The sequence below is a fragment of the Acinetobacter sp. 16 genome, from assembly GCF_033439925.1.
In the GTDB taxonomy this organism is placed as follows: domain Bacteria; phylum Pseudomonadota; class Gammaproteobacteria; order Pseudomonadales; family Moraxellaceae; genus Acinetobacter; species Acinetobacter junii.
Window position 1 is genome coordinate 3171067 of sequence record NZ_CP137746.1, and the last position, 26911, is coordinate 3197977.

The following is a 26911-nucleotide window of genomic DNA, read 5'->3' on the forward strand; positions in this document are numbered from 1 at the left end:
TGATTAACCCTCCTGAGCAAACTATGATGCTGTCACTTTTTCGTCACAGCGAAACTTTGGTTTTTAATTCAATCATTTTTGACGTTTTTTGAGGAACGTGTCCATGACGCAACGTATCAGTGAAGTGGTAAGAAATACCAACGAAACAAAAATTCGAGTTCGTCTCAATCTCGATGGTACTGGTCAAGGCACACTCAACACTGGAGTTCCATTTTTAGACCATATGATTGATCAAATCAAGCGCCATGGTCTATTTGATATCGATATTCATTGCGATGGTGACTTGGAAATCGATGATCACCATACCGTCGAAGACTGTGGAATCACCTTGGGACAAGCCTTTGCGCAAGCTTTAGGAGATAAAAAGGGCTTACGTCGTTACGGTCATTTTTATGCACCACTCGATGAAGCACTTTCGCGTGTTGTCGTTGATCTCTCTGGTCGTCCAGGCTTGTTTATGGATATTCCATTCACACGCGCCCGTATCGGAACATTCGATGTCGATTTATTTTCAGAATTTTTCCAAGGTTTTGTCAACCATGCGTTGATGACCTTACATATCGACAATTTAAAAGGCAAAAATAGCCATCACCAGATCGAAAGTGTATTCAAAGCTTTGGCACGTGCTTTACGTATGGCATGTGAGGTTGATCCTCGTGCCGAAGGCATGATTGCATCAACGAAAGGTAGCTTGTAATGACGCGTATTGCTTTACTTGATTATGGCATGGGCAACTTACACTCAGCAGCCAAAGCGCTAGAGCATGTAGGTGCAACAGTTGATGTGACTAACGATCCTAAGCTGATTGCCAAAGCGGATAAAATCGTGTTCCCAGGCGTAGGTGCCATGCGTGACTGTATGCAAGGCATGCATGAGGCAGGAATTGATGAAGTCGTTCGTCAAGCGGCTTTTAACAAACCTGTACTCGCGATTTGTGTTGGCATGCAAGCATTGCTACAAAGCTCTGAAGAGAATGGTGGCGTAGAAGCTTTGGGTATTTTTGAGGGTGTGGTCAAACACTTCCCTGAAATTCCGAATTTAAAAGTTCCGCACATGGGTTGGAACCAAGTACATCAACTTGATCCAAGTCATCCAATGTGGAACAACATCGAGCAAGATGCTCGTTTTTATTTCGTACATAGCTACTATGTCGAACCAAAAGATTCTACAGTTACAGCGGCAACTTGTGATTATGGTGTGAACTTCTGCACAGCGATTCACAAAGACAATTTATTCGCGACCCAATTCCATCCAGAGAAAAGTCATACTGCTGGTTTACAGTTGTTAAAAAACTTTGTGGAATGGAAAATCTAAGCATTTGAACAAGTTTAGCTCCTGATAATAAAGCCAATTTTAAATTGGCTTTATTTTTTTAATTGCCTTATCTATTTATTTCTCATTATTTTTTGCATATCATGCAAACACTTTGAATAAAAATCAAACAACAGATAATTTCAAAATTAAATTTAAAAATCAGAGACTACAGGAAAATAATATGTCTTCTCAGCTTCAAACAAATGATTCAGGTTTTAGTGCAAATGGGCGTTTTGGCAGACTTTCTTACTTAGGCTGGAATATGTTACTCGTGGTCTTCGTATTCATTTTGGGTATTATCGCAGCGTTTTTTGTTCCAGCTTTGAGTCCTTCAACGACAAGTTCATCGATGTATGTATTTGGTGGACTCTTTATCATTGTTTATATTGCAATGATCTACTTCAGCTTTATTTTCTCAATCCGCCGTTTACATGATCGAAATCAAACAGGTTGGTTGTCATTAGTGATGATTATTCCTTTCATCAATTTCTTATTTTTTATTTACTTGAGTTGTGCAAAGGGTGATGAAAATGCAAATAATTATGGCTCACCTCGTATTACTCAGGGTTGGGAAAAAGTCTTAGCTTGGATATACATTATTATCCTTCCACTCTGCATTTTAGCCATAGCAGCATCCGCAATTCCTGCTTACCAAAACTATATTCAAAAAAGCCAACAGCTCCAGATGGAACAAATGAATAGATATGCAGAATAAACCAAGTCTATTTTTCAAAGCCAAGTGGGAAAACTTGGCTTTTTCAATTGATCAAAACGGTTTAAGCTGAGTGAAAAGATTTGAGCTCATTTCATGGAAATGCAACAACAAACTGCGCTTTTAAGCAAAGAACAAATACGCACCTTCCCTGCATTTCAAAACTTAAATCCAGATCGAATTTATGTCATCCATACACTTAATCAGTGTTTACAAATTGAAGCTGAGCTTAAATCTGTGCAAGTGTTCGGCTTTGATACAGAATCCAAACCGACCTTCAAAGTCGGTGAAAAATCAACAGGCCCTCACCTTATCCAGTTGTCTAGCTTAGAAAATGCTTATCTTTTTCAGGTGAATCCAGAAATATTGGCTTTCTTAAAACCTATTTTAGAAAATGAACAACAACTCAAAGTTGGTTTTGGTTTAAAAAATGATGCCAGTGGTTTTAGACGCAAAGGGATTCATCCAAACGGTCTGATCGATTTAGCAAAATGCTTTTCAAATTTTGGATATAACACCCAGGTCGGTGTACAAACGGCAATTGCTTTGTTATTTCAGCGTTATTTTCCTAAAAGTAAAAAAATTAGCACTTCTAACTGGTCGACTAAGGCCCTGAGCCAACAGCAAATCAATTATGCTGCGGCAGATGCTTATGCCGCGCGTATTATTTTTGAATATCTCTACCAGCATCAAAGTTTCACGTCACCACTTCAACAACAAATCGAAAGAATACTCACAGGTTCTCAATCCAAGACTTAGAGATTGATCAATACTTTGTTAATATGTAGCCAATTTTAATTTACGATGAAGCTAGGAGCGAAAGCATGCTAATCATCCCTGCAATTGACCTGAAAGATGGTAAATGTGTACGTTTAAAACAAGGACGCATGGAAGACGATACTGTTTTCTCTGATGATCCTGTGGCAACTGCACAACATTGGGTTGATGAAGGCGCACGTCGTTTACATTTAGTTGATTTAAATGGTGCTTTCGCTGGTACGCCAATTCACAAACCAGTGGTTGAAGCTATTGCGCGAGCACAACCTGAATTACCAATCCAAATTGGTGGCGGCATCCGTTCACTTGAAACCATCGAGCACTACTTAGATGCCGGCGTATCGTTTGTCATTATCGGTACCAAAGCAGTCAAAGAACCTGAGTTTGTTGAAGAAGCATGTAAACAGTTTGCAGGTCATATTATTGTTGGTATCGATGCGATCAATGGCATGGTAGCTACTGACGGTTGGGCAAATGTCACTGATGTTAAAGCGACTGATCTTGCTAAACGTTTCGCTGACGCTGGTGTATCTAGCATCGTCTACACTGATATTGCACGTGATGGCATGATGCAAGGTGTCAACGTTGAGCAAACTGTTCACTTAGCTCAATATTCAGGATTACCTGTTATTGCATCTGGTGGTGTCACCAATCTTGATGATGTACGCAACTTAAAAGGTCAATCTGGCATTTTAGGTGCAATCACAGGTCGAGCAATTTATGAGGGCACTTTAAGCCTTCGTGAAGCTCAACTTTTACTTGATGAACAATCACTTTAATTGTGTTTAGCTCTAGCGATTTGAATAATGGCTAGAGCTTTTTTCGCTTAAATGTTATCCTCATCCTGATTTTTATCTCGATCTTCAATTCTATAATGTCACTTACGCCACCCTAGTTTTTACAGCCCCCTCTTGTAAATAACTCATCACTGTCTAGTGATGTGGTGTAGTCGTGTGCTTTTTTATATCACATCACTTGCCTTTAAAATATTTTTCAAAAATAGGCTATTTCTATGTTTTCCAATGTACGAGAACAATGGTTCTCTAATATCCGTGCCGATGTGCTTGCGGGTCTTGTGGTCGGCTTAGCGCTGATTCCCGAGGCGATTGCATTTTCAATCATCGCGGGGGTTGATCCCAAAGTTGGTTTATATGCGTCCTTCTGTATTGCAGTCGTGATTTCTTTTGTTGGTGGGCGTCCTGCCATGATTTCAGCAGCGACTGGCGCAATGGCTTTGGTCATGGCAAGTCTAGTGAAAGAACATGGATTACAATATCTACTTGCAGCAACATTATTAACAGGTGTACTGCAAATCCTGGCGGGCTATTTAAAACTCGCAAAACTCATGCGATTTGTTTCTAAATCTGTGGTGATTGGCTTCGTCAACGCGCTTGCTATCCTCATTTTTATGGCGCAATTACCTGAATTGATCAATGTAACATGGCATGTATATGCATTAGTTGGCTTGGGTTTAGCCATTATTTATCTCTTCCCTTTACTCCCTAAAATTGGAAAACTTATTCCCTCTCCTTTGGTCTGTATTATCGTTATTAGCCTGATCGCTGTAGGTTTCGGAATTGATATTCGCACTGTGGGAGATATGGGTGAATTGCCAGATACACTGCCTGTATTCTTATTACCCGATATTCCTCTTAACCTAGAAACGCTACAAATCATTTTACCTTATTCGATTGCACTCGCAGCCGTGGGCTTACTTGAATCCATGATGACAGCCACGATTATTGATGAAATGACCGATACGCCAAGTGATAAATTCCAAGAATGTAAAGGTCAAGGGATAGCTAATATTGCATCTGGTTTTATGGGTGGGATGGCGGGGTGTGCCATGATTGGTCAATCCATGATTAATGTGAAATCAGGTGGTCTAACCCGATTATCAACATTTTCAGCAGGCGTATTTTTGCTGATCTTAGTCGTCTTTATTAGTGACTGGCTCAAAGTTATTCCTATGGCAGCATTGGTTGCCGTGATGATTATGGTCTCGATTAGCACATTTGAGTGGAAATCACTGACAGGTTTTAAATCTAATCCCAAAAGTAGTAACGTGGTTATGATTGTCACTGTTATTGTAGTTGTAGCAACCCATAACTTGGCACTCGGTGTACTCACAGGTGTATTACTATCCGCTTTATTCCTTGCCAATAAATTAGAAAATGATATTCGTGTTGACAGCTATATAGAAAATGATGTACGAGTCTACGATTTAAAAGGTCAAATCTTTTTCAGCTCCTCAGAAAAATTCATGCAGGGTTTTAATTTCCAAGAACCAATTTCTAAGGTCATTATTGATTTAACTCATTCACATATTTGGGATGTAACTTCAGTGGCAATGCTAGATTCTGTGGTGAATAAGTTCCAAAAAAATGGAGTCAATGTCACGGTACGTGGGTTGAATGAAGCCAGCTCAATCATGATTGATAAATATGGAACACATACTAAACATCAGTTTGATGCAATTTAGTTCAACACACTAACACCATTAAACATAAAAAAGCCAAACTTTCATGTTTGGCTTTTTCAGATCAATAAATCACATTTCGAATAAAGCGAAGTATGTCAGTACCTTGATTGCTATAACGGTAAGGAACAGAACTATCAAATAAAAACGATGTACCCGCTGCAACTAAATGTGTTCCAGAAGCAAATTCTAGACTCAGCTCACCTTCAATGACATAGATCAACTCCTGCCACCCTTGTTGATCAGATTCAGCAACATAGGTCTCTCCAACAGCCAATGTCCATGTCCATAATTCGACTTGAGTACGTGCAGGGATGGATGCATGTAAAGTTGCCTGACTCTCAAGATGAGTGCCTTGCCATGCCAAAGTCTTAACGACCGCAGAATCCACAAGCTCTGGTGCTGTCACAAGTTGTTTGAAATTCACATCTAAAGCATTTGCAATCGCATCCAGTTTGGTCAGACTAATATTCACCATTCCTGTTTCTAAAGATGCGATGGTACGTCGGCTTACTCCAGCCCGCTCTGCCAACTCTTGCTGACTTAATTGATGCTGGTTTCGATAAAAACGAATATTCTGCCCTACATATTGCAAGACCGCATCAGGATGATTCATGCAGTTTCACTCTCATTTGATTGTGCGCAATATATTGCACAAATGCATAAATTAATGCAACATGTGCAGTATATTGCACGTAGATTTGGAATTTGGTTTTGACAGCTTTCTCGCAATCACCTAGAGCAGCACAATTTGCATTGATTTTTATCACCATGATTTGGGGTGGGACGTTTCTAGCCGTGCAATATGCACTCAACTTTAGTACACCGATGTTTTTCGTCGGTTGCCGTTTTGCAGTTGCTGCAGGTGTGATTTTCCTACTTTCATTAAAATCCATGTCGGGTTTAACGCTCAAAGAAACGCTGGCTGGAACTGCTATCGGTATCATGATTGCGATTGGTTATGGCACACAAACGATTGGTCTACAAAGTATTTTAAGTAGCGAATCGGCTTTTCTTACTGCGCTTTATGTTCCTTTAGTGCCCATTCTCATGTGGGTTATTTTTCAAAAATCACCATCACTCATGACATGGATCGGCTCAGCATTAGCATTTACAGGCTTAGTCCTACTGACAGGAAATGGTTTTTCCAATATCACGCTCTCTTATGGACAAATACTTACCCTGATCTGTGCTTTGGTGATTGCATTAGAGATTATTTTGATTGGTTATTTTGCAGGACAAGTAAATTTACGACGCGTTACTGTGATTCAACTTATGGTTGCCGCCCTACTCTCTTTCGCAAGTATGCCTTTGGTTGGTGAACATCAGCTACCAGCATTTTCATGGCCTCTCCTATTAATCGCAACTGGATTGGGGCTCGCCAGTGCTTTAATTCAGTTTGTTATGAACTGGGCACAAAGCATGGTTGATCCAAGTCGTGCAGCGATCATTTATGCAGGTGAACCTGTTTGGGCAGGTCTGATTGGAAGAATTGCAGGTGAACGTTTGCCCTTACTCGCATTATTTGGCGGATTACTGGTGGTATTGGGTGTTTTGGTGAGTGAGCTCAAACTCAAAATCCTCAACTCTCCTCAAAACAATAAAGATGCTTAGCTTACTTTTCTTTTTATTGGCGGCTCATTCTTCTTCAGTAGCATCTGAGGTTGATAATATTCAACGATTGGCATTGGATCATAGAAGGGATGTAATAAAGCTTTCCATTCTTGATAAGCAGCGGACTTTCTAAACCCTTCTGTGTGATCTTCAATATGATCCCAAAATATCATCAGAATATAGCGATGATCATCTTGAACATTTTTAATCAGCTGTACAGCATTTAATCCTGCCATCGGATAAATAATCGCTTTGGCTTTTTGAAATGCTGCCTCAAATGCCTGACTTTGATTGGGTTTAATTGTTAAATGCACATGCTCAATAATCATGATCCAACCTGTTTAAATGATTTTTACTAAAAACAGCATCACTTCCATCACAACCACTATATTTAAAATGGCATTTTTCCAATACACGTTTGGATGCATGATTATTTTGATCGACATAAGCCTCTATATTATATATGGCATATTGTTGATTTAAATAGGTTTCAAGCCATTTTAAGGCTTGAGTTGCATAACCTTTATTCCAGAAATCCTTAAAAATGATATAGCCAACGTAAGCAGTTTGCTTATGAGGGAAAATGGTAGCTTGCAGCGTACCAATCGGTTGCTGTTGACTTGTGTCATCAAAAACCACCCAATTTACCCAGACTTCTTCGAGTGTGCCTGAACCTTTGGCGAGTTGTCTAAACCGTTGTCTTAATCCTTCTCGCTCAGGATATTTCACGTCAGGAATAAAACGATATAGATCATCATCAAGCGTATATGAATAAATGAGATCTGCATGCTCAACAGTCAAAGGTTCATAATATAAACGCATCAAATAAATACCAATTCTTCAGGTTCAACACCTCAATTCATTGATACATAGGTTTATTGTCATTGAGAGCAATCAAGCCACGTATTGCACGATATACAATCCAAACCCAAGCAGCGAAAATCACCGCTACACAGAAAACCGTTCCTGATAATGCAACACCCGCAAAGGCATTCGGATTATCGCCTGTAAAAAACAAGAAGAAGAATGGAATAAAGGCAATGATATTCCAAGCGAGATACCACCAAAATGTCCGAATCTGCCAAGTAAAATGACTTTCAAAAATAGAGCCTCTTACATCGCTACGTTTTACATAGTTAATAATTAAGGCAATCACTGCCAATAATCCACCTGTAAAAATCGCAATGATATAAAGTACGTAAAGGACCAAAGTCAAAGTACGGTTCGGGTCTTGATCAACGGAATAATTCATTTTATTTATCTCCAGAAACGAAGTCCCTCAATAGAACACATTGAGTGGAGAAATTAACCAACATATCAATAATATATGGAAGACTATGGTACAGAAATAAATCTTACGAAACGGTTGTTTTTGTGTTTTATGTCTCAGTTTTTGTTGTGCTAACCAACCTGCACACCATCCTCCAAGCGAATCCACGATATGTAAGGTTTGCTCAGGAATACGGCGATTCCCCAATTGTGCTGCCTCTTTGTCTTGAGCATATAGCCAATAACTCAAGACATTCATCAAACTGACGAACAATAAAGTATAAGGCGGTAATAATTTACTAAAGCTCGCGATGACCATGAATACAATATAAATCACAATGGCAATTTGCATCGCTGTCCAACGTTTAGCAGGCTTCGCAGCTGAAGGTTTCGGCTTATGTTCAAATACTTGGGCTGCTTTTAGATAACTGACTTGCTGAGCGCGATAACGACCACGCTCATCTAAGATCACCAAGTACTCCAAAGCACAACCTACAAGAGGTCGAGGACCTGTGCGAGCAAAGTCCTTGATGTGTAAAAAGACCCGATCTTTGTGCTTATCATTCGGTTGAATAAAACCATAGCCTTTATCATCAAACCATTCTACTAAACGACCTTGGTCTCGCATGCTTTTTCCTTAAGCTTGAACTTTTTGTAAACGATCTTGCAGCATCATCCGCATTTCCATCGGGTCTTTTTGTGAAATGTCTTCACCAGTACGACCCTGTTCCGCATTTTTTTGTGCAACTTGGAGACGCATACTCCAGAAACGACATGCAGCCATTGCCAAGAAAATATTTAAACACGCTAGCTCATCAGCTGTGAGTTGACGAATGCTTTGATACGCTGCAAGGAAAGCCTCTGCCTTGGCTTGGTCTATATGAGCGTTTGGATAAGCAGTACAGAAATCATTGATACTAATCGCAATATCAAATAAAAATTCATCTTGATTTAACTCATAAAAATCAAGAATCCCTCGTAATTGATCACCTTCAAATAATGTATTGTCTCTAAATAGATCAGAATGAATAAAACCGACAGGACGATCAGGATATTGCTGTGTAATTTTGGCAAATTGCTGAAAAACTTGATCCAATAGGGATTGATCATCGTCATTCATATTGGGTCTAAGTTGCTCTGCTACATCTGACCAATACTGATGATTACGATTAAAATCACGCTTTAAAGGAAAATCTTTCAACGCCACATGAATTTTTGCTTGAGCCTGAGCAATCGCTTGGATTTGTAATAATGTTGCTTCTTCTGGATGTTCACCCATCAAGCGTGGGGCGATTTGTGCAGGTTTATCTGCGATGCTATGAATGGCTTGACCATGATGTTTCAATGGTACAGCAACGGCAACCCCTGCCTCTCCCAAACAGTCTAGTACGGGAACAAGTTCACCAGCGCCTTCAGCATCAAGCTCTTCAAAAACAGTAAGAACATAATGTTTCTGAGTATGATCCACTAAAAAATAGTTGGTGTTTTGAATACCGCCTTGGATTGGAATCAGATCAATCACTGCCAAACCATAAGGTTCAGCAAAAGCTTGAACATCTTCTAAACTCAACGGGGTATAAACCGACATGGAAAACCTGCAAAAAATAGCTGTGAAGTTTGATAGAATACCCTTTCCCTCCATGAAGGTGTAGCACCAGAGTCGGTCTCCTTTCTCTATTGGCGATTTTTTGGAAAATTTTATGCTCGCAAAACGTATTATCCCTTGCTTAGATGTTGATAATGGTCGAGTCGTCAAAGGCGTTCAATTCCTTGATATTCGTGATGCAGGTGATCCTGTCGAAGTTGCACGTCGTTATAACGAACAAGGTGCCGATGAAATTACCTTTTTAGATATTACTGCTACCCATCATGGACGCGATACGACTTACCGTACTGTTGAGCGCATGGCTGAGAGTGTCTTTGTCCCTTTAACCGTAGGCGGTGGTGTACGTAAAGTCGAAGATATCCGTTTACTTCTCAATGCCGGTGCAGACAAAGTCAGTATCAACTCGGCAGCGGTGTTCAACCCTGAATTTGTTCAAGAAGCATCCCAACGTTTTGGTGCTCAATGTATCGTGGTTGCAATTGATGCGAAAAAAACTGGCGAAAATAAGTGGGAAATTTTTACCCACGGTGGACGTAAGCCAACAGGTATTGATGCAATAGAATGGGCTGTCAAAATGGCAGACTTTGGTGCAGGTGAATTACTGATTACCAGTATGGATGCCGATGGAACCAAAGCTGGCTATGACATCGCTTTAATGCGTCAAATCAATGATCGTGTCACGATTCCAACGATTGCTTCAGGTGGTGTAGGAAATTTACAACATTTGGCAGATGGTATTTTGAAAGGTGGCGCAGATGCTGTACTTGCCGCTTCCATTTTCCACTTTGGTCAACATACGATTCCTGAAGCGAAAAAATATTTAGCTGAGCAAGGCATTGAAATGCGCCTTTAAGCAATAAAAATAGCGAGATCCAAACCTCTCAATGCGATTGCTTGAGAGGTTTTTTATTCGGCAAATTTTAGTCAAAAAAATACCTTGCTCAGCAAGGTATATGAAATGCGTTTATACAACGCTAGAGGGTAAACGAAAAACAATAAATTTGGATAAATATCAAGCAACAAAAAGGCTTGGGCTAAATTAGCGAGATATTCAGCAAAAATATTGACATTAAAAGCCAATTTTATTGACAATTCACGACAGAAGCACGCGACTAGCATCATGTTTTGTCAAAATACCCTCTTCACGCTATATCAAGATGCAACCGATACTTTTTCGATTTCTTCTGTCTGAGCGGCGGTCACCAATTTTGGTTTCTGCTCTACCCATTTTGCAGGAAATACTGATTCAATCGCTTCAGTTAATATCTTCGAAATCGGTGCAGGTAAAGGCAGACCCAATGGATTAGCTTCTTTCAAATCTGCTGAAGACACCACACGCGTCCCCATCACATAATCAAACCAAGGACGAGTAACACACCAATTTGCATCTTGGTTCGAGTTCATGTGGTGATCATAGTGCCACGGGATCGTGCGCTTCGCCCAATCAGGCTCAAGATGGGCACGGCGATGAACATAATAATAATTCCCCGCACTATAAATTGCTGCAAGTGCCATGCCTTTTGAAAAAGGATAGAACACAACACTGGCCACACCTGCGGCTACAGCAAGTGACATTAACTCATTACGCGTACGCCAGTGATCAATGCCTTCCACATAACATTCATCCGAGAAATCTTGTTTACGTACTTCACGATGATGCGCCCAATGCGACTCCATGCTTTTAGGTACAGGGCTATAACGGGGTTGCCCAGGACGATGCAACACCATGCAAAACGTATTTATGTGCGAACCATTCAAATGCATTTGCAACCGCTAAACCAGCGATAAAACCCTTGATCATTTTGATCTCCTAAACTGTGCTTCTTTTTATTTAAGATATAAATTTTTGTAGGCGAAGTATTGACGATACGATATATTAATATTGACAAAACACGACAATAAGAGGAATAGACAGGATGTCTCAACTCAAGAATTATACAGGATCAGTTTACGGTGGCTTGGGGCATTTACTGGCGACTTATTGTGAAGCTAAAAATCTAGCTTTACCTGAACAATTACAAAAAATTCAAAACCTTGAACGCTTTGATTATGTCATTTGGCGGGATCTACTTGAAGAGTTGAATCAACTACATCCAAAAATCGGTTTAGGATTAGAAATTGCGGAATACGTCCAACCTAAGCATTTAGGGATTATTGCTTACTTAGCCTTATCTTGTGAAAGTCTTGGTGAAGCTTTAGCACGCTATCATGATTTTCATCGACTTATTTATGATGGAAGTCCTTTAATTGTTGAATTTAATCAACCCTATGCATCTATTCGTTGGGAAGCACCTGAACTACACCCCACTCAACTGACAGACGAAATTGCAATAGCACTGATGGTGCAATTCCTTAAATTGTTTATGTCAGGGGAAATGATCCATTTACACGAAGTTCATTTTGTGAATCCTGCACCTAAAAACCTCACGGTGTATGAACAGTATTTCCACTGCAAAGTTCATTTTGATCAACCTAAGACTCAGCTCTTACTCCCGATTACTGAAGCATTCAAACCACTAAAAACAGGTGATCACACCCTGCAACAATTGTTATTGCAACAAGCTCAGGCACTATTAGATAAACTACCGAATTCAACACAATTAGATCAGCGTTTACAACATGCAATTTTAACGGGCTTACAGAAGAATCAATATCAGATTGATTTTATCGCTGAGAAATTGGGACTTTCTGTACGACAATTACAGCGTCATTTACAACAGCAAAACACAACATTTCAGGAGCGTGTCCAACAAGTCCGCTTTATGTTGGCTACAGAATACTTAAAAGATCCGCACCTGAGTTTGCAAGAAATCTCTTTATTACTTTGCTACTCAGAACAAAGTGCTTTTCAACGTGCTTTTAAACTTTGGACAGGACAAACTCCTCAACAATGGCGAAAACTCAACACAACTTACAGTTATTTATAAAAACGATTAATGTTCACACCATTTTACAATTGATCACTAATTAAACAATCTTTATACGAGATTCAGTGACCTATGCTTAATTCATTTAATCAGTATTCCTGTGACGAATACATCTGTGAATCCTGCACGTAGTACGGGTGTAGCTTTCTTTGCAGAAACTGCGGCACTTGGTCAATTATGGTTATTCTGGATTGCACCAATTGTAGGTGCAGTTATTGGTGCTCTCATACACAAAGTGGTTGCTACACTCCGAAATTAAATGATCACTCCATAAAAAAACAGCCACTATATGGCTGTTTTTTTATTGGATTATAAAAATGGATTCTCTATTTCCTGCTCTGGCTTTCGCTCGATCTGTGCAGGTAATTCTTCTTTTTCTAAAGCGATCACCACATCATTAATCAATTGCTGTAAAGCTTTAGCCGCTTTTAATCCCACTTGATCTTTTGTAATCTGCAAATTACCGTACAAACTGACGCAGTCCACTTGGTTTTCAAGCGTCAAATCATAAATCGAAGATGATTCATTTCCAGTTTCAAATGGTTTAAACATTTTCTACTCACTTTATTATTGTCGGACTATATTCTGAATCTAAATCAATTTACGACCAAGATCGATTCGATTATCGCAACAATTGTAAGAAATACTGCACAAGTGCATCGACCAATTGTTTTATTAAAGCTTGTTTAGTTTCTTCATCAATTTGCGGAAGACTACTCTGTGAAGTTTGGCTTTGACCCGAACTAAACTGTTTTTGCTGTGCCTGTATCGCTTCTGTAGTCGCTTCTTCAGCACATTGACTTTGACCATCCCAATGTGAATAGCTGATCTCTTTATTGGCTTTTACCTGTTGAGCCAATAATGGTAAATGATAAATATTGCGCTTTTGCTGTTCAGTCAGTTGTGGAAATAAATTAATCCCTAATTTTTCTTCTAGATAACAAACGCTCACCACCTCAACCTGTTCAGAATTATTATTTGGTGCGTAATAAGCCCCAATAATCCCTTGTTTAGGTAAGTACACAGCTTTATAAACCGCAGTCGGGACAATCACACCGCTACCGATTGTTTTGAGTCGTTTTCCTTCAAAAACTGGACCTGTTACAACATATGCATCTTTATGATGTTTGGTCACAACTGCACGGACAGCCTCTTCAAGTTTTCGCCAAACTTCCTGATTGTTTTTAGGTGCTTGAGGTACCATGTTGGCTAAAGAAAAACTATCATATTGTGCAGCAGTATTGTTCATATCTGCATTGGGTGCCATATGCCCACGATCATATCCTGAACCACGATAGTCCGATAACAATGCTCGATGAACCATTTCTACACGTGTTTCTTCGTGGAAATTATCTTCGCGTTTAATTTTTATACTTAATCGATCAGGGCTTAAATACTCGGCTGACCATAGTGGTGTTTTTGAAACACCTGAATACATGACATTAAAATCATTAAAACATAAGGCATAGCTATGTTTGGTTAAGCTTTCCTTATTGAGCAATGGAGGAACTTCACGATAAAACTGATTAAGACACGCTCCACTACTTGATTGCAATGGAATAAATTTAGAAATCTTTTCACTACCAAAGGCTATCGCAAAGCTTCCTGTTGCGATCAACGCGAGCAGCACTTTTCCAGTATTTTTGCTCAAAAAAGTAGTTTGTGATTTACCTTTTCTCGTTGTTTTCTTTGCCATGACTACATCAAAACCTTTAAGAATGCGAAGCTTAACAACTCAAAAGCTTGATGTATATTGCGTTCCGAGCATGAACGACAATTTATGTCGCAAAACTGTACAATTGATCAGCAGACAATAAAAAAGGCACGCGAACGTGCCTTTTTTAAAACCAGTTCTTAAATTTCGATTTGACTACCTAACTCGACGACACGGTTAGTCGGAATTTGATAAAAATCACTAACAGGGCTAGTGTTTCGTTGCATTGAGATAAATAAACGTTCACGCCACGGAGACATTCCATCACCAACACTGTGCACGATACGATCACGTGAAATGAAGAAACTAATCTGCATCAAGTCATATTCAAATTCTAATTGCTCATATGCTTGCATTAATGCACGTGGAACATTTGGCTCATCTTTAAATCCATAGAAGATTTTAATGCGATAGAAATGCTCATTTAGTGTTTCGACTTGAACCCGCTCCTCTTGAGGAACAAAAGGAACATCCTCAATCACAACCGTGACTAGAATATTTCGCTCATGCAATACTTTGTTGTGCTTAATATTATGCAACATCGCATGAGGTACAACATTCGGCGTACCTGTCAAAAATACTGCATCGCCAGGCACACGATGGACATTATCCCCCAGACTTCGGACGAATAAATCCAAAGATAAAGTATCGTGTTCAAGTTTAGCAAAGGTCAACTCTCGACCACGCTTCCAAGTCATTAAAATCATGACCGCGATACTACCGATGAGTAAAGGAACCCAACCACCAGAGAACATTTTTAATGAAGCAGCAGCAACGAGTACAGATTCCAAAAAGAAAAATGGAATAATTAAAAGCAATACTTTAGGCAGACTCCATTTCCATGCATAGAAAATAAAGATCGCAACCAGAATGGTGTCACACAACATCGTTAAGGTCACAGCTAAACCATAAGCACTTGCAAGGTTTGAGCTGGTCTTAAAGATTAAAATTAAAATTACAATCGCGACGAGAAGCAACCAATTCAGGAATGGGACATAAATCTGACCTTCTTCTGAATCTGATGTATGTTTAATACTTAAACGTGGCAGATATCCCAATTGAATCGCCTGACGCGCAAGGGAAAAGACCCCTGAAATGACCGCTTGTGATGCAATCACCGCTGCCATAGTTGCCAAGATAATCATTGGATATAAGGCCCAACTCGGCACCAATAAATAAAATGGATTTTCGATCGCAGCAGGGTTACGAAGTAGCAATGCACCTTGACCCGCGTAATTTAACACCAAGCAAGGTAAAACGACGGTGAACCAACCAAAGCGAATTGGACGAGGACCGAAATGTCCCATATCCGCATATAAAGCCTCACCACCTGTCACGGTAAGGACTACAGCACCCATAATAAAAAAGGACTGTAAAGGATGAGTAAAAATAAATTGGATTGCCCAATGCGGACTCACCATACCCAAAACCACAGGTGTCTGTATGACACTGACAATTCCGAGAATACCTAATGACAAAAACCAAAGTAAGGTAATTGGACCAAAAAATTTCCCGACAAAAGCGGTTCCATGTTTTTGCATCAAAAATAAGGTCGTAACGATCACAATTGCAATCGGTACAATAAAAGGATCGAGTACATCTGTTGCAATGGATAAGCCTTCTACTGCGGAGAGGACTGAAATCGCAGGCGTGATGATGCCATCACCAAAGAAGAGTGATGCGCCAATAAACCCAATTGCAATCAAGTAAATTTTTTTAGTATCTGATATTTTGGCTTTGCGCAAATTCAAGGCCAGTAAAGCCATGATTCCACCTTCACCATTATTGTCTGCTCGCATAACAATAGCGATGTATTTGATACTAATAATGAGCATCAAACACCAGAAGATAATGGACAGGATACCCAGTACATTTTCAGGCTGAATCCCGAGTCCATGTGCAGCATGAAATGATTCTTTCAATGCATACAGTGGACTTGTTCCAATGTCTCCAAAGACTACCCCTAGTGCTGCTAATGCCGTGGCTGGCAACGCTGCTTTTTTTGCAGTACTTTGCATATATTGTCTTCAATATAAAACGTGACTTGACGCAATATTATCATTAGACAAGAAGTTTTTCTGCAAATCTGTTTCGCTACAACTTGGCAGCCTGCTTTTTTTTAGTTACTATCGCACCCCATTGGTGAGGTGTCCGAGTGGCTGAAGGAGCACGCCTGGAAAGTGTGTAAACGTTTATAGCGTTTCGAGGGTTCGAATCCCTCTCTCACCGCCAAATTTGATTTCTACGGGACTTTACCGTAGTGCGAAAGGCTTAAATCTAAAGGGTTTAAGCCTTTTTTTACGCCTGTACACTACGGCGCAGTCCAGTAGTATCCCGACATATTTGTCGGTACTTTTGACGGTATCTCATTAAAAACGACTATTAATGAGGGGAGTTTCGTTTTTTCCTGAAATTTATACCGTCAAATGAGGTTAAAAATTGGCTAAGCAATCCAACAAACTGACAGCTAAAACCGTTAAGAATCTAGCTTACGATCCTGAAAGCAGTAATAAGCATGCTGATGGTGGTGGGCTGTATCTTTTCATTCATAAGAACGGCTCAAAATATTGGCGTTTAGATTACCGCCGTCCAATCAGTCAAAAACGAAATACCTTAGCCTTGGGCGTCTATGATGAAGTCACCCTAGAGAAAGCACGTCTAAAACGTGATGAAGTAAAGCGCATGCTTGCTGATGGTATTGATCCCGCAGAGGAACGTAATCACCATAGGGATGAACTTAGAGCCAAGCTAGAGAATACGTTTGAAAAGTTTGCCCTTGAGTGGCTTAAGATTCGTGAGCTTGAAGGCAAAGTAGACCGAGAAACAATCCGCAAACTCAATCGTGATATTTTGCCGTTCATTGGCAAATTACCTGTGACTGATTTAAGTGTCGAACAGCTTGAGCGTGATGTAACGAATAGCCTTGTAGAACGTGGTGCACTCGAGTCGGCTCGCCGTGTTAAATCTATTATGGGTATGGTTTTAAAACTTCCGTTTAAACGCCGTCTGATCACGTATAACCCAGCTTATGACATTACCTTACCCAAACCTATTAAAGGTAATCATAACGCCGTAGTAAGCGAATCAGAGCTTAAAACACTGCTCCAAAAGATTTGGCGATATCATGCGGAGAGTCCTCGTGCACGTTTAAGAACAGAGCTTGCGTTGAAGCTTTCAGCATACATCTATCAACGTCCAAATGAGATCCGTGAATTGCTATGGGAGCACGTCGATTTTGAGAATCAGCGTCTTTGCTTTCGTGCATCTAAGACACATCAAGAACACATCGTTCCCCTCTCTCGTCAAGCTTTTGACATTTTGAAACAGCTTGAAGATATGCGGACAACCTCAGCATTTGTCTTTCCGAGTGTGAAGTCACCTCATGAAAGCATGAGTGAGGATACGATTCGTCAAGCACTCAATAGACTTGGCTATAAAGGCAAGCACACGGCGCATGGCTTCCGAGCAACGGCGCGCACAATCTTAGGTGAAGAGCTTGAATATCGAGTCGATATTATTGAGCATCAATTAGCACATACGGTACGTGATCCCAATGGTACAGCTTACAACCGTACTAAGTTTTTACGCCGTAGACGTGAGCTTATGCAGTTATGGGCGGACTATTTGGACACTTTACGTCAAGGTGGGGACGTATCTGTATTTAAACCTGCAAATGACGGAAACATAATCAAATTTACTCAATATAGCGCGGCTTAATCTAAATGAAATATTTAACTTTTAAAGACGTACAGCAAAGGCTCACCACTCATAAATCATTTGATATGAATGATTTCATTGATGCTTATTCATCAAAAGAGATCAAAATTTATTTAAAGCATAGCGGTTTTATCGTAAGAAACTCTATCGATTCAAATACCAATTTAATCAAAGGCTACTATGTTGATTCTGTTAAACCTTTCCGTGGACTTGTTGAACCTTTAGATGACATTACCAATCAAGATGTGGTTTCACTACTTCAAGGGAAGCCTATTACTATTAGCTATGTAACTATCAATGATGAAACTTACACACTCTTAAGAAATCTACCAACAAACCTAGATTTTTTGGATATTGAATTTTATGCTCAGTTATACAATAGTTTCGATTTTTTGATTGAAAAAGAAAAGTTTGAAAGTATTTTCAATACAGATGAATTAATTGAAGCAAGAACAGAAAAATCTTTAACTTTAGAAAATCAAAAGTTATTAAGAATCATTGGAGGAATGCTCGCAGGTATGAAAAATTCCGAAAGATATAAAAGCTTAAAGCAAAATACTTTATATGACCTAATGGCTCAATCTATTGATATTGAAAAAGCAGGATTAAGTAGCGATACAGTAGAACCTATTTTTGCGCAGGCAAATAAATCAATTAAGAAATACCTATTTAAAAACACTTAAAAAATCAATTATTTAAAATAAATAAAATCCTAACTAAGATTTTATTAATCTTAGTTAGGATGATTATACATCTTCACTTTTTTAATCTTCTTATCACTACGAAGCACTACCGTAACGATGAGGAGCAATTCATGTCCCCACAAGATCCAAACATCTATAAACGCTTACTTGAGCGTGACTATTGGCGAATCTGCCAACTCGCCACAACAGCCGAACACAAAGAACGTATCTATAAAACCTCAAAAGGCTTGGAACGACGGATCAAAGCTCGCCCTCCTTCAGTCGGCATCTTGCCGTTAGGTCGCTCAACTATCTATGACCTAGTTCGTAAAGGCGATATGCCTGCGCCTGTACGCTTGAGCGAACGTGTGAGTGCGTGGCGTACCACTGACCTAATCGAATGGCTTGAGTCGAAACAGTAATGCAAAACGAATTATTTACAACTTGGGAATCCGCAAGGTTTTTAGCCCAATGGCTACCTCTACGCTCTCAAAAGGCTTGGTATCGGTATCTGATGATTAATCCCTCTCAATATCGATATCAAGATGGATACAAACTCAATGTCAAAGTCATCAACGGCGAGAGACGATACTCAACTGCTGTTCTTACAGCTTTCGTAAATGCTCATTTCAACAAAACCAAATGAGCCAAACAAGGAACATACAACATGGAAAAAATGACACAAACAATGACTCAGCTCAAAGATACATTGGTTCAAAACACACTGAACTCATTACTGAATGAGGGTCAAAGCTTATTTGATCTCACTACAGTAGATGGAATTAAGCATGCAGTTCACTACTTCATTGAATATCACTTTCAACAGGGACTTGAGAGCGGTCAATATCATATTACCGCTGTAGAAGACCATCCAGTAGATAACGGAGAAATTATCTAATGCTGTCTTCTATTATTTCTCATGAGCAGTCGGCTGAATTGTTAGAAGACAATGAGATTCTTCACAAATATGAATCCACAGCTTCTACAACCTACTTTTTAATTTTTCAGGGTCAGGAGGCTGTACTGATTAATACAGCCATTGAAAATTACTTCGTTACAACAGGACGTTAAAGCATGAGTTCATTAAGTAAAACAGAAGTCATCATGAAAGATGGCTCTACAGCCCTTGCGGTCGATGTACTAGATACACTTATTAGCTCTGAAGTCACAAATACCATTGCTCAAATCACTCATGAATATGATCTCAGCAACGCTAAAGACATCATGACCTTAAGTGAAATGATCGCTTATTACCTAGAAATCAGTACTGGTATCTATATTCATCCCAAACAAGTTACCGATGAATTCCAAAAACAATTGAAAGTCAGCTAAGCCCTGTCAAACAAACCAATAACAAAGGGGATGCTAAGCATCCCCTTTTCCATCTGATCCGCTACAAATAAGTCTCCTCGGCTCAAAGATACGCCGTTGAGCAACATGGAATAACTATGAATCAAGACCAATACTGCAATATTCTCTTTGAATCCTTCTATGAAGCAATGGCAACATGCGATGAACGAGCAATCAATATCGAGGGTGATAAGCTATTTAACTTTCTTGTGATGGATATGCTTCAGAACTCATCAGGAAGACCTTTAACATTTTCAGAAAGAACAGGAACGACCGAACTTCATACTTTCTTAGATGCTTACCAACGGCGTTTAGAAATCAATGCTGATGTTGCGGAAACCATTGAAGCTGAAATTTACAGCAACATTTCTAGCTATAGTTTTGAAAAACACATGGACTTTAAAAATCCTGAGCTTCAGGAAAACGGTTATTCAATTCATTTTAAGCCAATCCAAATCAAAGCCGTTATCGATTGGCTTGATCTTTCTTTTGAAGTAGATCCAAGCCGTTGTAGTTTCGCACATAAGCCTAATGCCCGAAGCTATATTAAAAGCTTTCTAACTATGAAGACAGGGAAAAAGCATTATGTGAAACATGATGAGAGTGATATCAATCAAGATGGCTTGATCTTTACCGTCCGTCTTCACGACATCAAAAGTAAAGCCGACTTGCTGATGATTGCTGATCTACTTGAGAAACAATACGGTGCAGAAATTTTCAGAATGAAGATCCGCAATATTGAGCTTTCGCTAGATTTCTATAATGCGAACAATAGAGGCTTACTATCTGCTTTGCATAAATCTCTTCGATACCAAGCAACGGCAAATAACTTTCGCATTTACAAATATGTAAAAGTAGATATTAGAAATAAGTTTAATCCTGTTCCTCATTCGCCATTGATGCTTCTTAAACGGTTTAATCATGACTGGTGTCTGGGTGTAAATCCAAAAGGCTCACCACTATGTTATCGGCTTTATGTAAAGACGACTGATAGCAATAAACAACCTTTACCAAAAGAGGAACATCGGTTACGAGTTGAAGTAACTTTGGATCAATCTATTCTCAAAGAGAACAATTGCTCAATCGAAAATCTGCAAACCATCATTAAGCAAGGATTCAAATTTTTGACATTTACAGAGCTTGATCAGAAAGCAACTGAGGCATTTAGATCAAGCTATGAGGAAAGCATCAAGCCTTATGGGCAAGAACGAGCAGTGAGAAGTGTAAACCGAAATAGAAGGAACTTAGAATATGGAATTAAGACTCATGCGGAGTTGAATAGCATCGTTTCTAAAGCGATATTCAATTTATGCAGGAAGTTTTAAGGTCGTCAAAATCACCTCATAATTGCAGTGCACAAAACCTATTTAAGTATTTATTTTTTATAAAATTAAATAGGTTTTCTTACGAAGACTCCTCTAATACCTATTGAGCTATATATTCATATTAAAAGCATTAGAAGATACTCAAAGCTTTGTACTTAGAGCTTTGGTTGAATTTATTTTACTTTTCACACAAAATAAAATGCTCGCCGTTGTACTTTCTAACTATGAATGAGATTGAAATGGCGGGTTTTTTCACACTTTTAATGCTTTTAGGATGTCTACTGTTTATTATCGGTTTTAAGGTAATAAAGCTCACCAAGCTTAAAAAATATGGTATCACCCTATTTATGATTGGATTATTACCTTTAGTTAGTCGAGAAATCACTAGATCTTACATTGATAAGGAAGTCTCTACGCAAGCTAGCCAATCTATTGCGAGTGAATCAAGTAGTCAAAATTCAATAGAAAAACCTCAAGTAAATTCCGCAGATAAAGCTGTCTCACCTACTGTAAAAACTGAGATTAAAACAATTAAAGAAAAAGCTTTCAGTTGGGATGAATTCGATGCAAGTCCAGAACGTGCAAAGCTCGGTGATGATGTCATAAGAATGCAAAACAATAATTTAAAAGGTGCCCATTTTTTACCTGTCAACTACGGTAAGAGTAACCTAGAAAAATTCATGAGAGAGAATAATCTTAAGTTTACTATGGCTTCTTTAGACTGCTTCTCTAGTGATACTCACTGTAGCTTAACTATTGCTATTACACGTTCGAAATATCCATCTAAAGCTAATGGGGATTTCTGCGGTCCAATGGCAAGATGGACAGCACCTTATAAAGATCTAAATGCTTGGGAAACTGACTTAAGAAGTCCGCTTGATCAATTACTTTTCCAAGGTAACGCTCAAGGTGTATTAAATAAAATTGACTACGAGTATGAACGCCGTTGTTCTTAACAGGAACAATCCATCTAGCGGGTACGTCTCGTTAGATGGATTAAAATGAGCGAAGTCTTAGAATAAAAGCGTTCTACTCTATGGAGACTATTCGTAAATTTTGAACAGATTTGAAAGATCTTATATTTCCCCAATAAGTTTCAAAAAGTTGCCTATAATTTCTCTTGTTTTAACGAATAGTTATGACTTATTCGATAGATTGATGTATAGATGCTAATTACTAATCTTTTTCATGAGTAAAAAATTTTCTACAACCTTTTAAGAACTCATCATTAATATTCATTTCCGGATCATTGGCTTCATCATCGCAGTTATCAACTGACTTTAGCTCATTAACCTTTGCGTATAGATGCCCATTACAGAGTTCCGTGCCCTCTTCATAACCACATAGTGGGTCTATATTTCGTGTTTCACCAATGCGGATGACTAATAAACCTATACCGAAGATTAGACAGGATATAAAAATTGCTATTTTTGAAGATTCATGTTTATCACCTTTATAATTTTTATATCTTCAAGAAGGTCTAAAGAAATATATTTTTCAACTAAACATATGAAATTATAATATAATTTATTTTATATCTCTAATGATAATGAATTCAAATGGCATACGATCATTCCTATTCAAAAGATAATTTGAGTAAATATTTTTTAAACTCAGAAATTGCTAAATTTCCAGCAGCTCAAAGGAATCAGCAAAGAGAAACCATATCTAATAAAGCTTATCAAGATGTTCAAAGGCATTTGAGGAATGTTAACCTTCTCCGTAAAGTTACTATTAACAATAAAAGTGCTTATACAATCAATTTGTTAGAACACAATTTGATAGTAAGAAAGCTACATCAAAATTTGAGAAAGTCTTTTTATTACAGTGCACCCAATAGACATACTATTATTAAAAATTTACTTAGTTTGCTTAGAGAAGCAACGCCTTACAATGTATACAGATTAGATATACAAAGTTTTTTTGAGTCAGTAGATAAAAATACACTTTTTGAACATTTAGATAATAATTATTTCTTATGTGCTTATAGTAAAAAAATCCTGAAAGAGCTGTTTAAACAATTTGAAAGTTTAGGAGGAAGTGGGATTCCCAGAGGCTTATCAATCAGCAATATCTTATCTGATATCTATATGCAGTCTTTTGATCAGGCTATAAGCAAAAACAATGTAGTGTTTTACTATCGAAGATATGTAGATGACATCATCATCATCACTAGTGGCAAAGAAGATAAGGACTCTTTTCTTACCCATCTTTCTTCAGAGCTTCCTAAAGGTCTAATATTTAATAGTGATGATAAATTTCAATTTATATCTATAAGTAAAAACATTAATAACAACTCCCTCCCTTTAAATTATAGATTTGACTATTTAGGGTATAGCTTTTCTATAGAAAACAATCATTCTAAAGATAAAAATAGGGCAATTAAAATTGATATAGCAAACAATAAAATTAAAAAAATAAAAACAAAAATTATTCGTGCTTTTATAGCATTTTCAAAAGATCAGAATTTCGAAATTCTAATAGAAAGATTATTATTCCTATCTACTAATTTCAGTATATATGACAGAAACAAAGGTAGAAAAAAACTCTCCGGAATATATTACAATTATCCAGAACTTAGTGAAAACAATGAAAGCCTATTAGAGTTAGATCAATATCTAAGAACTTTAATCTTATCTAAAGCGACTTTTAAACATTTAAATATATCAAGTAAATTATCTAAAAATCAAAAGAGAAAATTACTAAGTTTAAGTTTCTTTAAATCCCATACTAATAGAAGTTTTAATTATTTTAGCGGCCAACGGATTAAAGTATTAAAGGAGTGCTGGAAAAATGTTTAAAAAAAATCATTTTAAAATTAAGAGAAATGATTACTATAGAGTACTCACCACCGAAGTTTTACCTTATGAAACCCCGCTAATCTTTAATAATTTTGGTCTTTATAATTTTGTTAAATTTGACTTTAAATCTCCTACTGCTATTGAATTACAAAAAAGATTAATAAACGGACTAAAAAAGTCTAATACACATACAATCCCTTTATCATATAAAATTAAAAAGAATTCCCATGAATTTAGAAAATTAAAGTTAATTCATCCTTTATCTCAAATACAAGTAGTAAAATTTTATGAAAAATATGAAAACTTGATACTACATTATTGTGAAGCTAGTCCAATTACGATTAGATCACCCAATAGAATCGCTACGTCATTCTATAAAAAAAACCTTTTAGAAGATATTAATAAGTATAGAAGCAACCAAATTTTAACTTCAAAAACAGAGGAAATTTCCAAACATTCACCATCCTTTTTTTCATATAGAGGCTTCAATAGACTCTATAAGTTCTTTGAATCTAGAAAATTTTTTAATATAGAGGAAAAATATTCAGAGTTCTGTAGTGTAGATATATCTAAATGCTTTGATTCAATCTATACCCATAGCATATCTTGGGCGGTAAAAAACAAAGAGTTTACTAAGGAAAACGTTACTATTAAAACGACATTTCCTAATGAGTTTGATTCATTAATGCAGAGAATGAATCACAATGAGACTAATGGAATAGTAATCGGACCCGAACTAAGTAGAATATTTGCTGAGATAATCTTACAAAAAGTTGATATTCAGGTAATAGAAAAATTAGAAGAAAAATATAAATTAGTATACGGAAATCAGTATACTATAAAGCGTTATGTAGATGACTTTTTTATATTTTCGATAAATAAAGATATTCAAAATAAGATCGTCATATGCTTGTCTGATGTTTTATTAAATTTTAACTTACATCTGAATAAATCAAAAACAGAATATCTTTCACGACCATTCATAACTAGAAAATCTAAACTAGTATATTCTATAAGAAATATTGTTAATGATTTTTTTGATAGCTTCTTAGAATATGAGAACCCTAAGACCTTAAAACCTAAGAGAGTGATAAATACTTGGAAACTAACCAGAAGCTTTATTCAGTCAATACAATATCAATGTAATACAAATGGAATTTCTTATGATGATATTTCAGCTTATATAATATCCTCAATAAATGAAAGGATAAAAAAATTAACTAATAACAAAAATTTAGTCAATACTAAAAACTTTTTAGATGCTCTTGAAGTATTGATTGATATTCAGTTCTTTTTATTTAGTATAAGTCCATCAACTAATAGCTCCTACAAAATATCAACTTCACTAATTCTAGCTATCAGATTTGTCAAAGATAAAATTAATGATAGATATGAGCATATTTCTAAATTTATATATGACCATATTTATAGATATTTAAAAAATATGGAAGATGAAAATCCTCATATAGTTGATGATTATTTTCCTATAGAAGCTATAAATATTATTTTGGCTTCTACGGAGTTGAGTCATGAATTCATGCTTCCAGAAGATTTAACTTTTCAATTTTTCAATATTACTAATGGAGATCACTTAAATTATTTACATGTAATTTCTGCTCTTTATTATTCTGGAAAGTATTCGGCACTACAACAAAGGAAAAAAGATATTTTATGTGCCATTGAGAAGTATCTGTCAGATTTGTCTGATTTCTCTACTAACACCAATAAAGCATATTTATTTTTTGATTCATTATTTCATCCTGATTTTAAAAAAACTGTAAAAACTTCTTGGCTTAAACAGGTACTTGCTTCTTTAGACAAGGATAATCCAGCTCATCCACTCACTCAAAAATCTATTATTGATCAATTTTATAATGAGATATCAAGTCATATCTGGCATGTTGACTGGCATCACCTTGATTTGCTTAGTTATCTTCAAAAGAAAGACTTGAGACAAGCATATTAAGTATATAAGATTACCAGTGGAGATAGAGTAGTTCGTCCTCCTCTGGAGACACAGAGCAATCTGTTAACCAGCATACTTCTTACGATTAACCTCGTAAGAACTTCAGATATCAAAGTGACTAACCTCGCAAGGGTTAGTCAGTTTAATATTTGAGCAACTTCGGTTGCACACACTCAGTGACAACACTCTATCTCCACCTTCTTTGTATCGCTATTCTTATAAGCATCTAGCTGTATTTCAATTTGCTAAACAAATAAGCTCTCTTATTTAAACTCTCAATTTCATAATGATGTCGGTATAAATGTCGGTACATTTACAGCCCTGATTTTTTATGTTTCAATAATTCATATATTTAGATATTGAACCTGACGGACTCTCTCGCCAAATTTAGTTTCTATGATGTCTCATAGAGTTCTAAAAGCTTAAATCTAAAGGGTTTAAGCTTTTTTTATTGCCTTATGTTTTCCAATATATCCTATTAAATCCTGAGTTGGTTGCGATACGAATTGAGATAGAGTAATTCATATAAATTTTATTCCTTAATTTTTTATACAAATCCCTAGACGATTCAGATTAAATCAAGTCACAAAACAAACATAAAAAAAGCCACCTCTTGGGGATGAGATGGCAAAACCAATAAGTATGTATTTTTATTCA

28 protein-coding genes, 1 tRNA gene and 2 pseudogenes are annotated in these 26911 nt (G+C 37.4%); 21 read left to right on the top strand and 10 right to left on the bottom strand.

The window, feature by feature from the left end:
* Positions 1-103: 103 nt before the first annotated feature.
* The 6 genes from hisB to R2H34_RS15410 all read left to right on the top strand — a co-directional run bounded on the left by hisB (position 104) and on the right by R2H34_RS15410 (position 5285).
* Positions 104-697 carry an imidazoleglycerol-phosphate dehydratase HisB gene (gene hisB / locus R2H34_RS15385; protein ID WP_004877928.1) on the top strand — a complete coding sequence of 198 codons (594 nt, stop codon included), beginning with the start codon at positions 104-106 and terminating at the stop codon, positions 695-697.
* Positions 697-1314 (top strand): imidazole glycerol phosphate synthase subunit HisH, encoded by a 618-nt coding sequence (gene hisH / locus R2H34_RS15390; protein ID WP_042893150.1) that lies wholly within the window; start codon positions 697-699, stop codon positions 1312-1314. Before hisB ends, hisH begins: the two co-directional genes overlap by 1 nt.
* Positions 1315-1495: 181 nt before the next feature.
* Positions 1496-2029 (top strand): DUF805 domain-containing protein, encoded by a 534-nt coding sequence (locus tag R2H34_RS15395; RefSeq protein ID WP_087540197.1) that lies wholly within the window; start codon positions 1496-1498, stop codon positions 2027-2029.
* 93 nt (positions 2030-2122) lie between these two features.
* On the top strand, positions 2123-2785 hold the full coding sequence (locus R2H34_RS15400; RefSeq protein WP_004909767.1) for a 3'-5' exonuclease: 663 nt from the start codon (positions 2123-2125) through the stop codon (positions 2783-2785).
* A 65-nt stretch (positions 2786-2850) separates the two neighbouring features.
* Positions 2851-3582 carry a 1-(5-phosphoribosyl)-5-[(5-phosphoribosylamino)methylideneamino]imidazole-4-carboxamide isomerase gene (gene hisA, locus R2H34_RS15405; RefSeq protein ID WP_004909768.1) on the top strand — a complete coding sequence of 244 codons (732 nt, stop codon included), beginning with the start codon at positions 2851-2853 and terminating at the stop codon, positions 3580-3582.
* A gap of 233 nt (positions 3583-3815) precedes the next feature.
* Entirely contained in the window at positions 3816-5285 is a 1470-nt protein-coding gene (locus tag R2H34_RS15410; protein ID WP_087540195.1) for a SulP family inorganic anion transporter, read from the top strand.
* A 61-nt stretch (positions 5286-5346) separates the two neighbouring features.
* Here R2H34_RS15410 and R2H34_RS15415 read toward each other — a convergent pair whose 3' ends face one another.
* Complete coding sequence (locus R2H34_RS15415; protein WP_087540194.1) at positions 5347-5898, bottom strand: helix-turn-helix domain-containing protein; 552 nt, start codon at positions 5896-5898, stop codon at positions 5347-5349.
* 155 nt (positions 5899-6053) lie between these two features.
* Between R2H34_RS15415 and R2H34_RS15420 the strand changes: the two genes are divergently transcribed.
* Positions 6054-6896, top strand: coding sequence for a DMT family transporter (locus tag R2H34_RS15420; RefSeq protein WP_050758683.1), 843 nt, complete (start codon positions 6054-6056; stop codon positions 6894-6896).
* Here the strand turns inward: R2H34_RS15420 and R2H34_RS15425 are convergent.
* The 5 genes from R2H34_RS15425 to R2H34_RS15445 are packed head-to-tail and all read right to left on the bottom strand — an operon-like array spanning position 6893 to position 9753.
* Positions 6893-7225: an antibiotic biosynthesis monooxygenase family protein gene (locus R2H34_RS15425; RefSeq protein WP_005403362.1), complete on the bottom strand. Its 333-nt coding sequence runs from the start codon at positions 7223-7225 to the stop codon at positions 6893-6895. The genes R2H34_RS15420 and R2H34_RS15425 overlap by 4 nt on opposite strands.
* A complete protein-coding gene (locus tag R2H34_RS15430) occupies positions 7215-7718 on the bottom strand; it encodes a GNAT family N-acetyltransferase (RefSeq protein WP_005403363.1) in 504 nt (167 codons plus the stop codon). The genes R2H34_RS15425 and R2H34_RS15430 overlap by 11 nt, the downstream gene beginning before the upstream one ends.
* A gap of 37 nt (positions 7719-7755) precedes the next feature.
* A complete protein-coding gene (locus R2H34_RS15435; protein ID WP_004909785.1) occupies positions 7756-8148 on the bottom strand; it encodes a DUF4870 family protein in 393 nt (130 codons plus the stop codon).
* A 27-nt stretch (positions 8149-8175) separates the two neighbouring features.
* Positions 8176-8793: a DUF1294 domain-containing protein gene (locus R2H34_RS15440; protein ID WP_005403365.1), complete on the bottom strand. Its 618-nt coding sequence runs from the start codon at positions 8791-8793 to the stop codon at positions 8176-8178.
* Between the two features lie 9 nt (positions 8794-8802).
* Positions 8803-9753 carry a homoserine kinase gene (locus tag R2H34_RS15445; protein ID WP_039908638.1) on the bottom strand — a complete coding sequence of 317 codons (951 nt, stop codon included), beginning with the start codon at positions 9751-9753 and terminating at the stop codon, positions 8803-8805.
* Between the two features lie 112 nt (positions 9754-9865).
* Here R2H34_RS15445 and hisF point away from each other — a divergent pair, with 112 nt between their 5' ends.
* Positions 9866-10624: an imidazole glycerol phosphate synthase subunit HisF gene (gene hisF, locus R2H34_RS15450; RefSeq protein WP_004812244.1), complete on the top strand. Its 759-nt coding sequence runs from the start codon at positions 9866-9868 to the stop codon at positions 10622-10624.
* 299 nt (positions 10625-10923) lie between these two features.
* Here hisF and R2H34_RS15455 read toward each other — a convergent pair.
* Positions 10924-11572 (bottom strand): annotated as a pseudogene (locus R2H34_RS15455) (sterol desaturase family protein).
* Positions 11573-11687: 115 nt separating this feature from the next.
* Between R2H34_RS15455 and R2H34_RS15460 the strand changes: the two are divergent.
* Positions 11688-12698: an AraC family transcriptional regulator gene (locus tag R2H34_RS15460; RefSeq protein ID WP_087540192.1), complete on the top strand. Its 1011-nt coding sequence runs from the start codon at positions 11688-11690 to the stop codon at positions 12696-12698.
* Between the two features lie 70 nt (positions 12699-12768).
* A pseudogene (locus R2H34_RS15465) lies at positions 12769-12957 on the top strand (aquaporin); the annotation flags it as partial.
* Between the two features lie 50 nt (positions 12958-13007).
* Here R2H34_RS15465 and R2H34_RS15470 read toward each other — a convergent pair.
* The 3 genes from R2H34_RS15470 to R2H34_RS15480 form a co-directional block, all read right to left on the bottom strand.
* Positions 13008-13250 (bottom strand): hypothetical protein, encoded by a 243-nt coding sequence (locus tag R2H34_RS15470; RefSeq protein WP_087540191.1) that lies wholly within the window; start codon positions 13248-13250, stop codon positions 13008-13010.
* Positions 13251-13320: 70 nt separating this feature from the next.
* On the bottom strand, positions 13321-14394 hold the full coding sequence (locus tag R2H34_RS15475) for a DNA/RNA non-specific endonuclease (protein ID WP_087540189.1): 1074 nt from the start codon (positions 14392-14394) through the stop codon (positions 13321-13323).
* A 158-nt stretch (positions 14395-14552) separates the two neighbouring features.
* Positions 14553-16430, bottom strand: coding sequence for a potassium transporter Kup (locus R2H34_RS15480; protein ID WP_004909798.1), 1878 nt, complete (start codon positions 16428-16430; stop codon positions 14553-14555).
* 123 nt (positions 16431-16553) lie between these two features.
* On the opposite strand from R2H34_RS15480, the gene R2H34_RS15485 reads away from it, so the two are divergent.
* From R2H34_RS15485 to drt3b, 11 genes are all read left to right on the top strand, one after another.
* Positions 16554-16644: transfer RNA gene (locus R2H34_RS15485), tRNA-Ser, on the top strand.
* Between the two features lie 207 nt (positions 16645-16851).
* Complete coding sequence (locus R2H34_RS15490) at positions 16852-18129, top strand: tyrosine-type recombinase/integrase (RefSeq protein WP_087540188.1); 1278 nt, start codon at positions 16852-16854, stop codon at positions 18127-18129.
* A 5-nt stretch (positions 18130-18134) separates the two neighbouring features.
* Positions 18135-18812 (top strand): hypothetical protein, encoded by a 678-nt coding sequence (locus R2H34_RS15495; RefSeq protein WP_087540186.1) that lies wholly within the window; start codon positions 18135-18137, stop codon positions 18810-18812.
* 131 nt (positions 18813-18943) lie between these two features.
* Positions 18944-19234: a helix-turn-helix transcriptional regulator gene (locus tag R2H34_RS15500; RefSeq protein WP_075167317.1), complete on the top strand. Its 291-nt coding sequence runs from the start codon at positions 18944-18946 to the stop codon at positions 19232-19234.
* Positions 19235-19479: 245 nt separating this feature from the next.
* Positions 19480-19710 (top strand): hypothetical protein, encoded by a 231-nt coding sequence (locus R2H34_RS15505; protein ID WP_087540183.1) that lies wholly within the window; start codon positions 19480-19482, stop codon positions 19708-19710.
* Complete coding sequence (locus R2H34_RS15510) at positions 19710-19883, top strand: hypothetical protein (protein ID WP_171488065.1); 174 nt, start codon at positions 19710-19712, stop codon at positions 19881-19883. The genes R2H34_RS15505 and R2H34_RS15510 overlap by 1 nt, the downstream gene beginning before the upstream one ends.
* A gap of 3 nt (positions 19884-19886) precedes the next feature.
* Complete coding sequence (locus R2H34_RS15515; protein ID WP_087540182.1) at positions 19887-20144, top strand: hypothetical protein; 258 nt, start codon at positions 19887-19889, stop codon at positions 20142-20144.
* 116 nt (positions 20145-20260) lie between these two features.
* The gene (locus R2H34_RS15520) at positions 20261-21487 is read left to right on the top strand and encodes a hypothetical protein (protein ID WP_087540180.1); all 1227 of its coding nucleotides are present in this window, start codon (positions 20261-20263) and stop codon (positions 21485-21487) included.
* A 224-nt stretch (positions 21488-21711) separates the two neighbouring features.
* Positions 21712-22443, top strand: coding sequence for a hypothetical protein (locus R2H34_RS15525; RefSeq protein WP_228715703.1), 732 nt, complete (start codon positions 21712-21714; stop codon positions 22441-22443).
* Positions 22444-23046: 603 nt separating this feature from the next.
* Positions 23047-24288 (top strand): antiviral reverse transcriptase Drt3a, encoded by a 1242-nt coding sequence (gene drt3a, locus R2H34_RS15530; RefSeq protein WP_087540177.1) that lies wholly within the window; start codon positions 23047-23049, stop codon positions 24286-24288.
* Entirely contained in the window at positions 24281-26254 is a 1974-nt protein-coding gene (gene drt3b, locus R2H34_RS15535; RefSeq protein ID WP_087540176.1) for an antiviral reverse transcriptase Drt3b, read from the top strand. Before drt3a ends, drt3b begins: the two co-directional genes overlap by 8 nt.
* Positions 26255-26911: the final 657 nt, after the last annotated feature.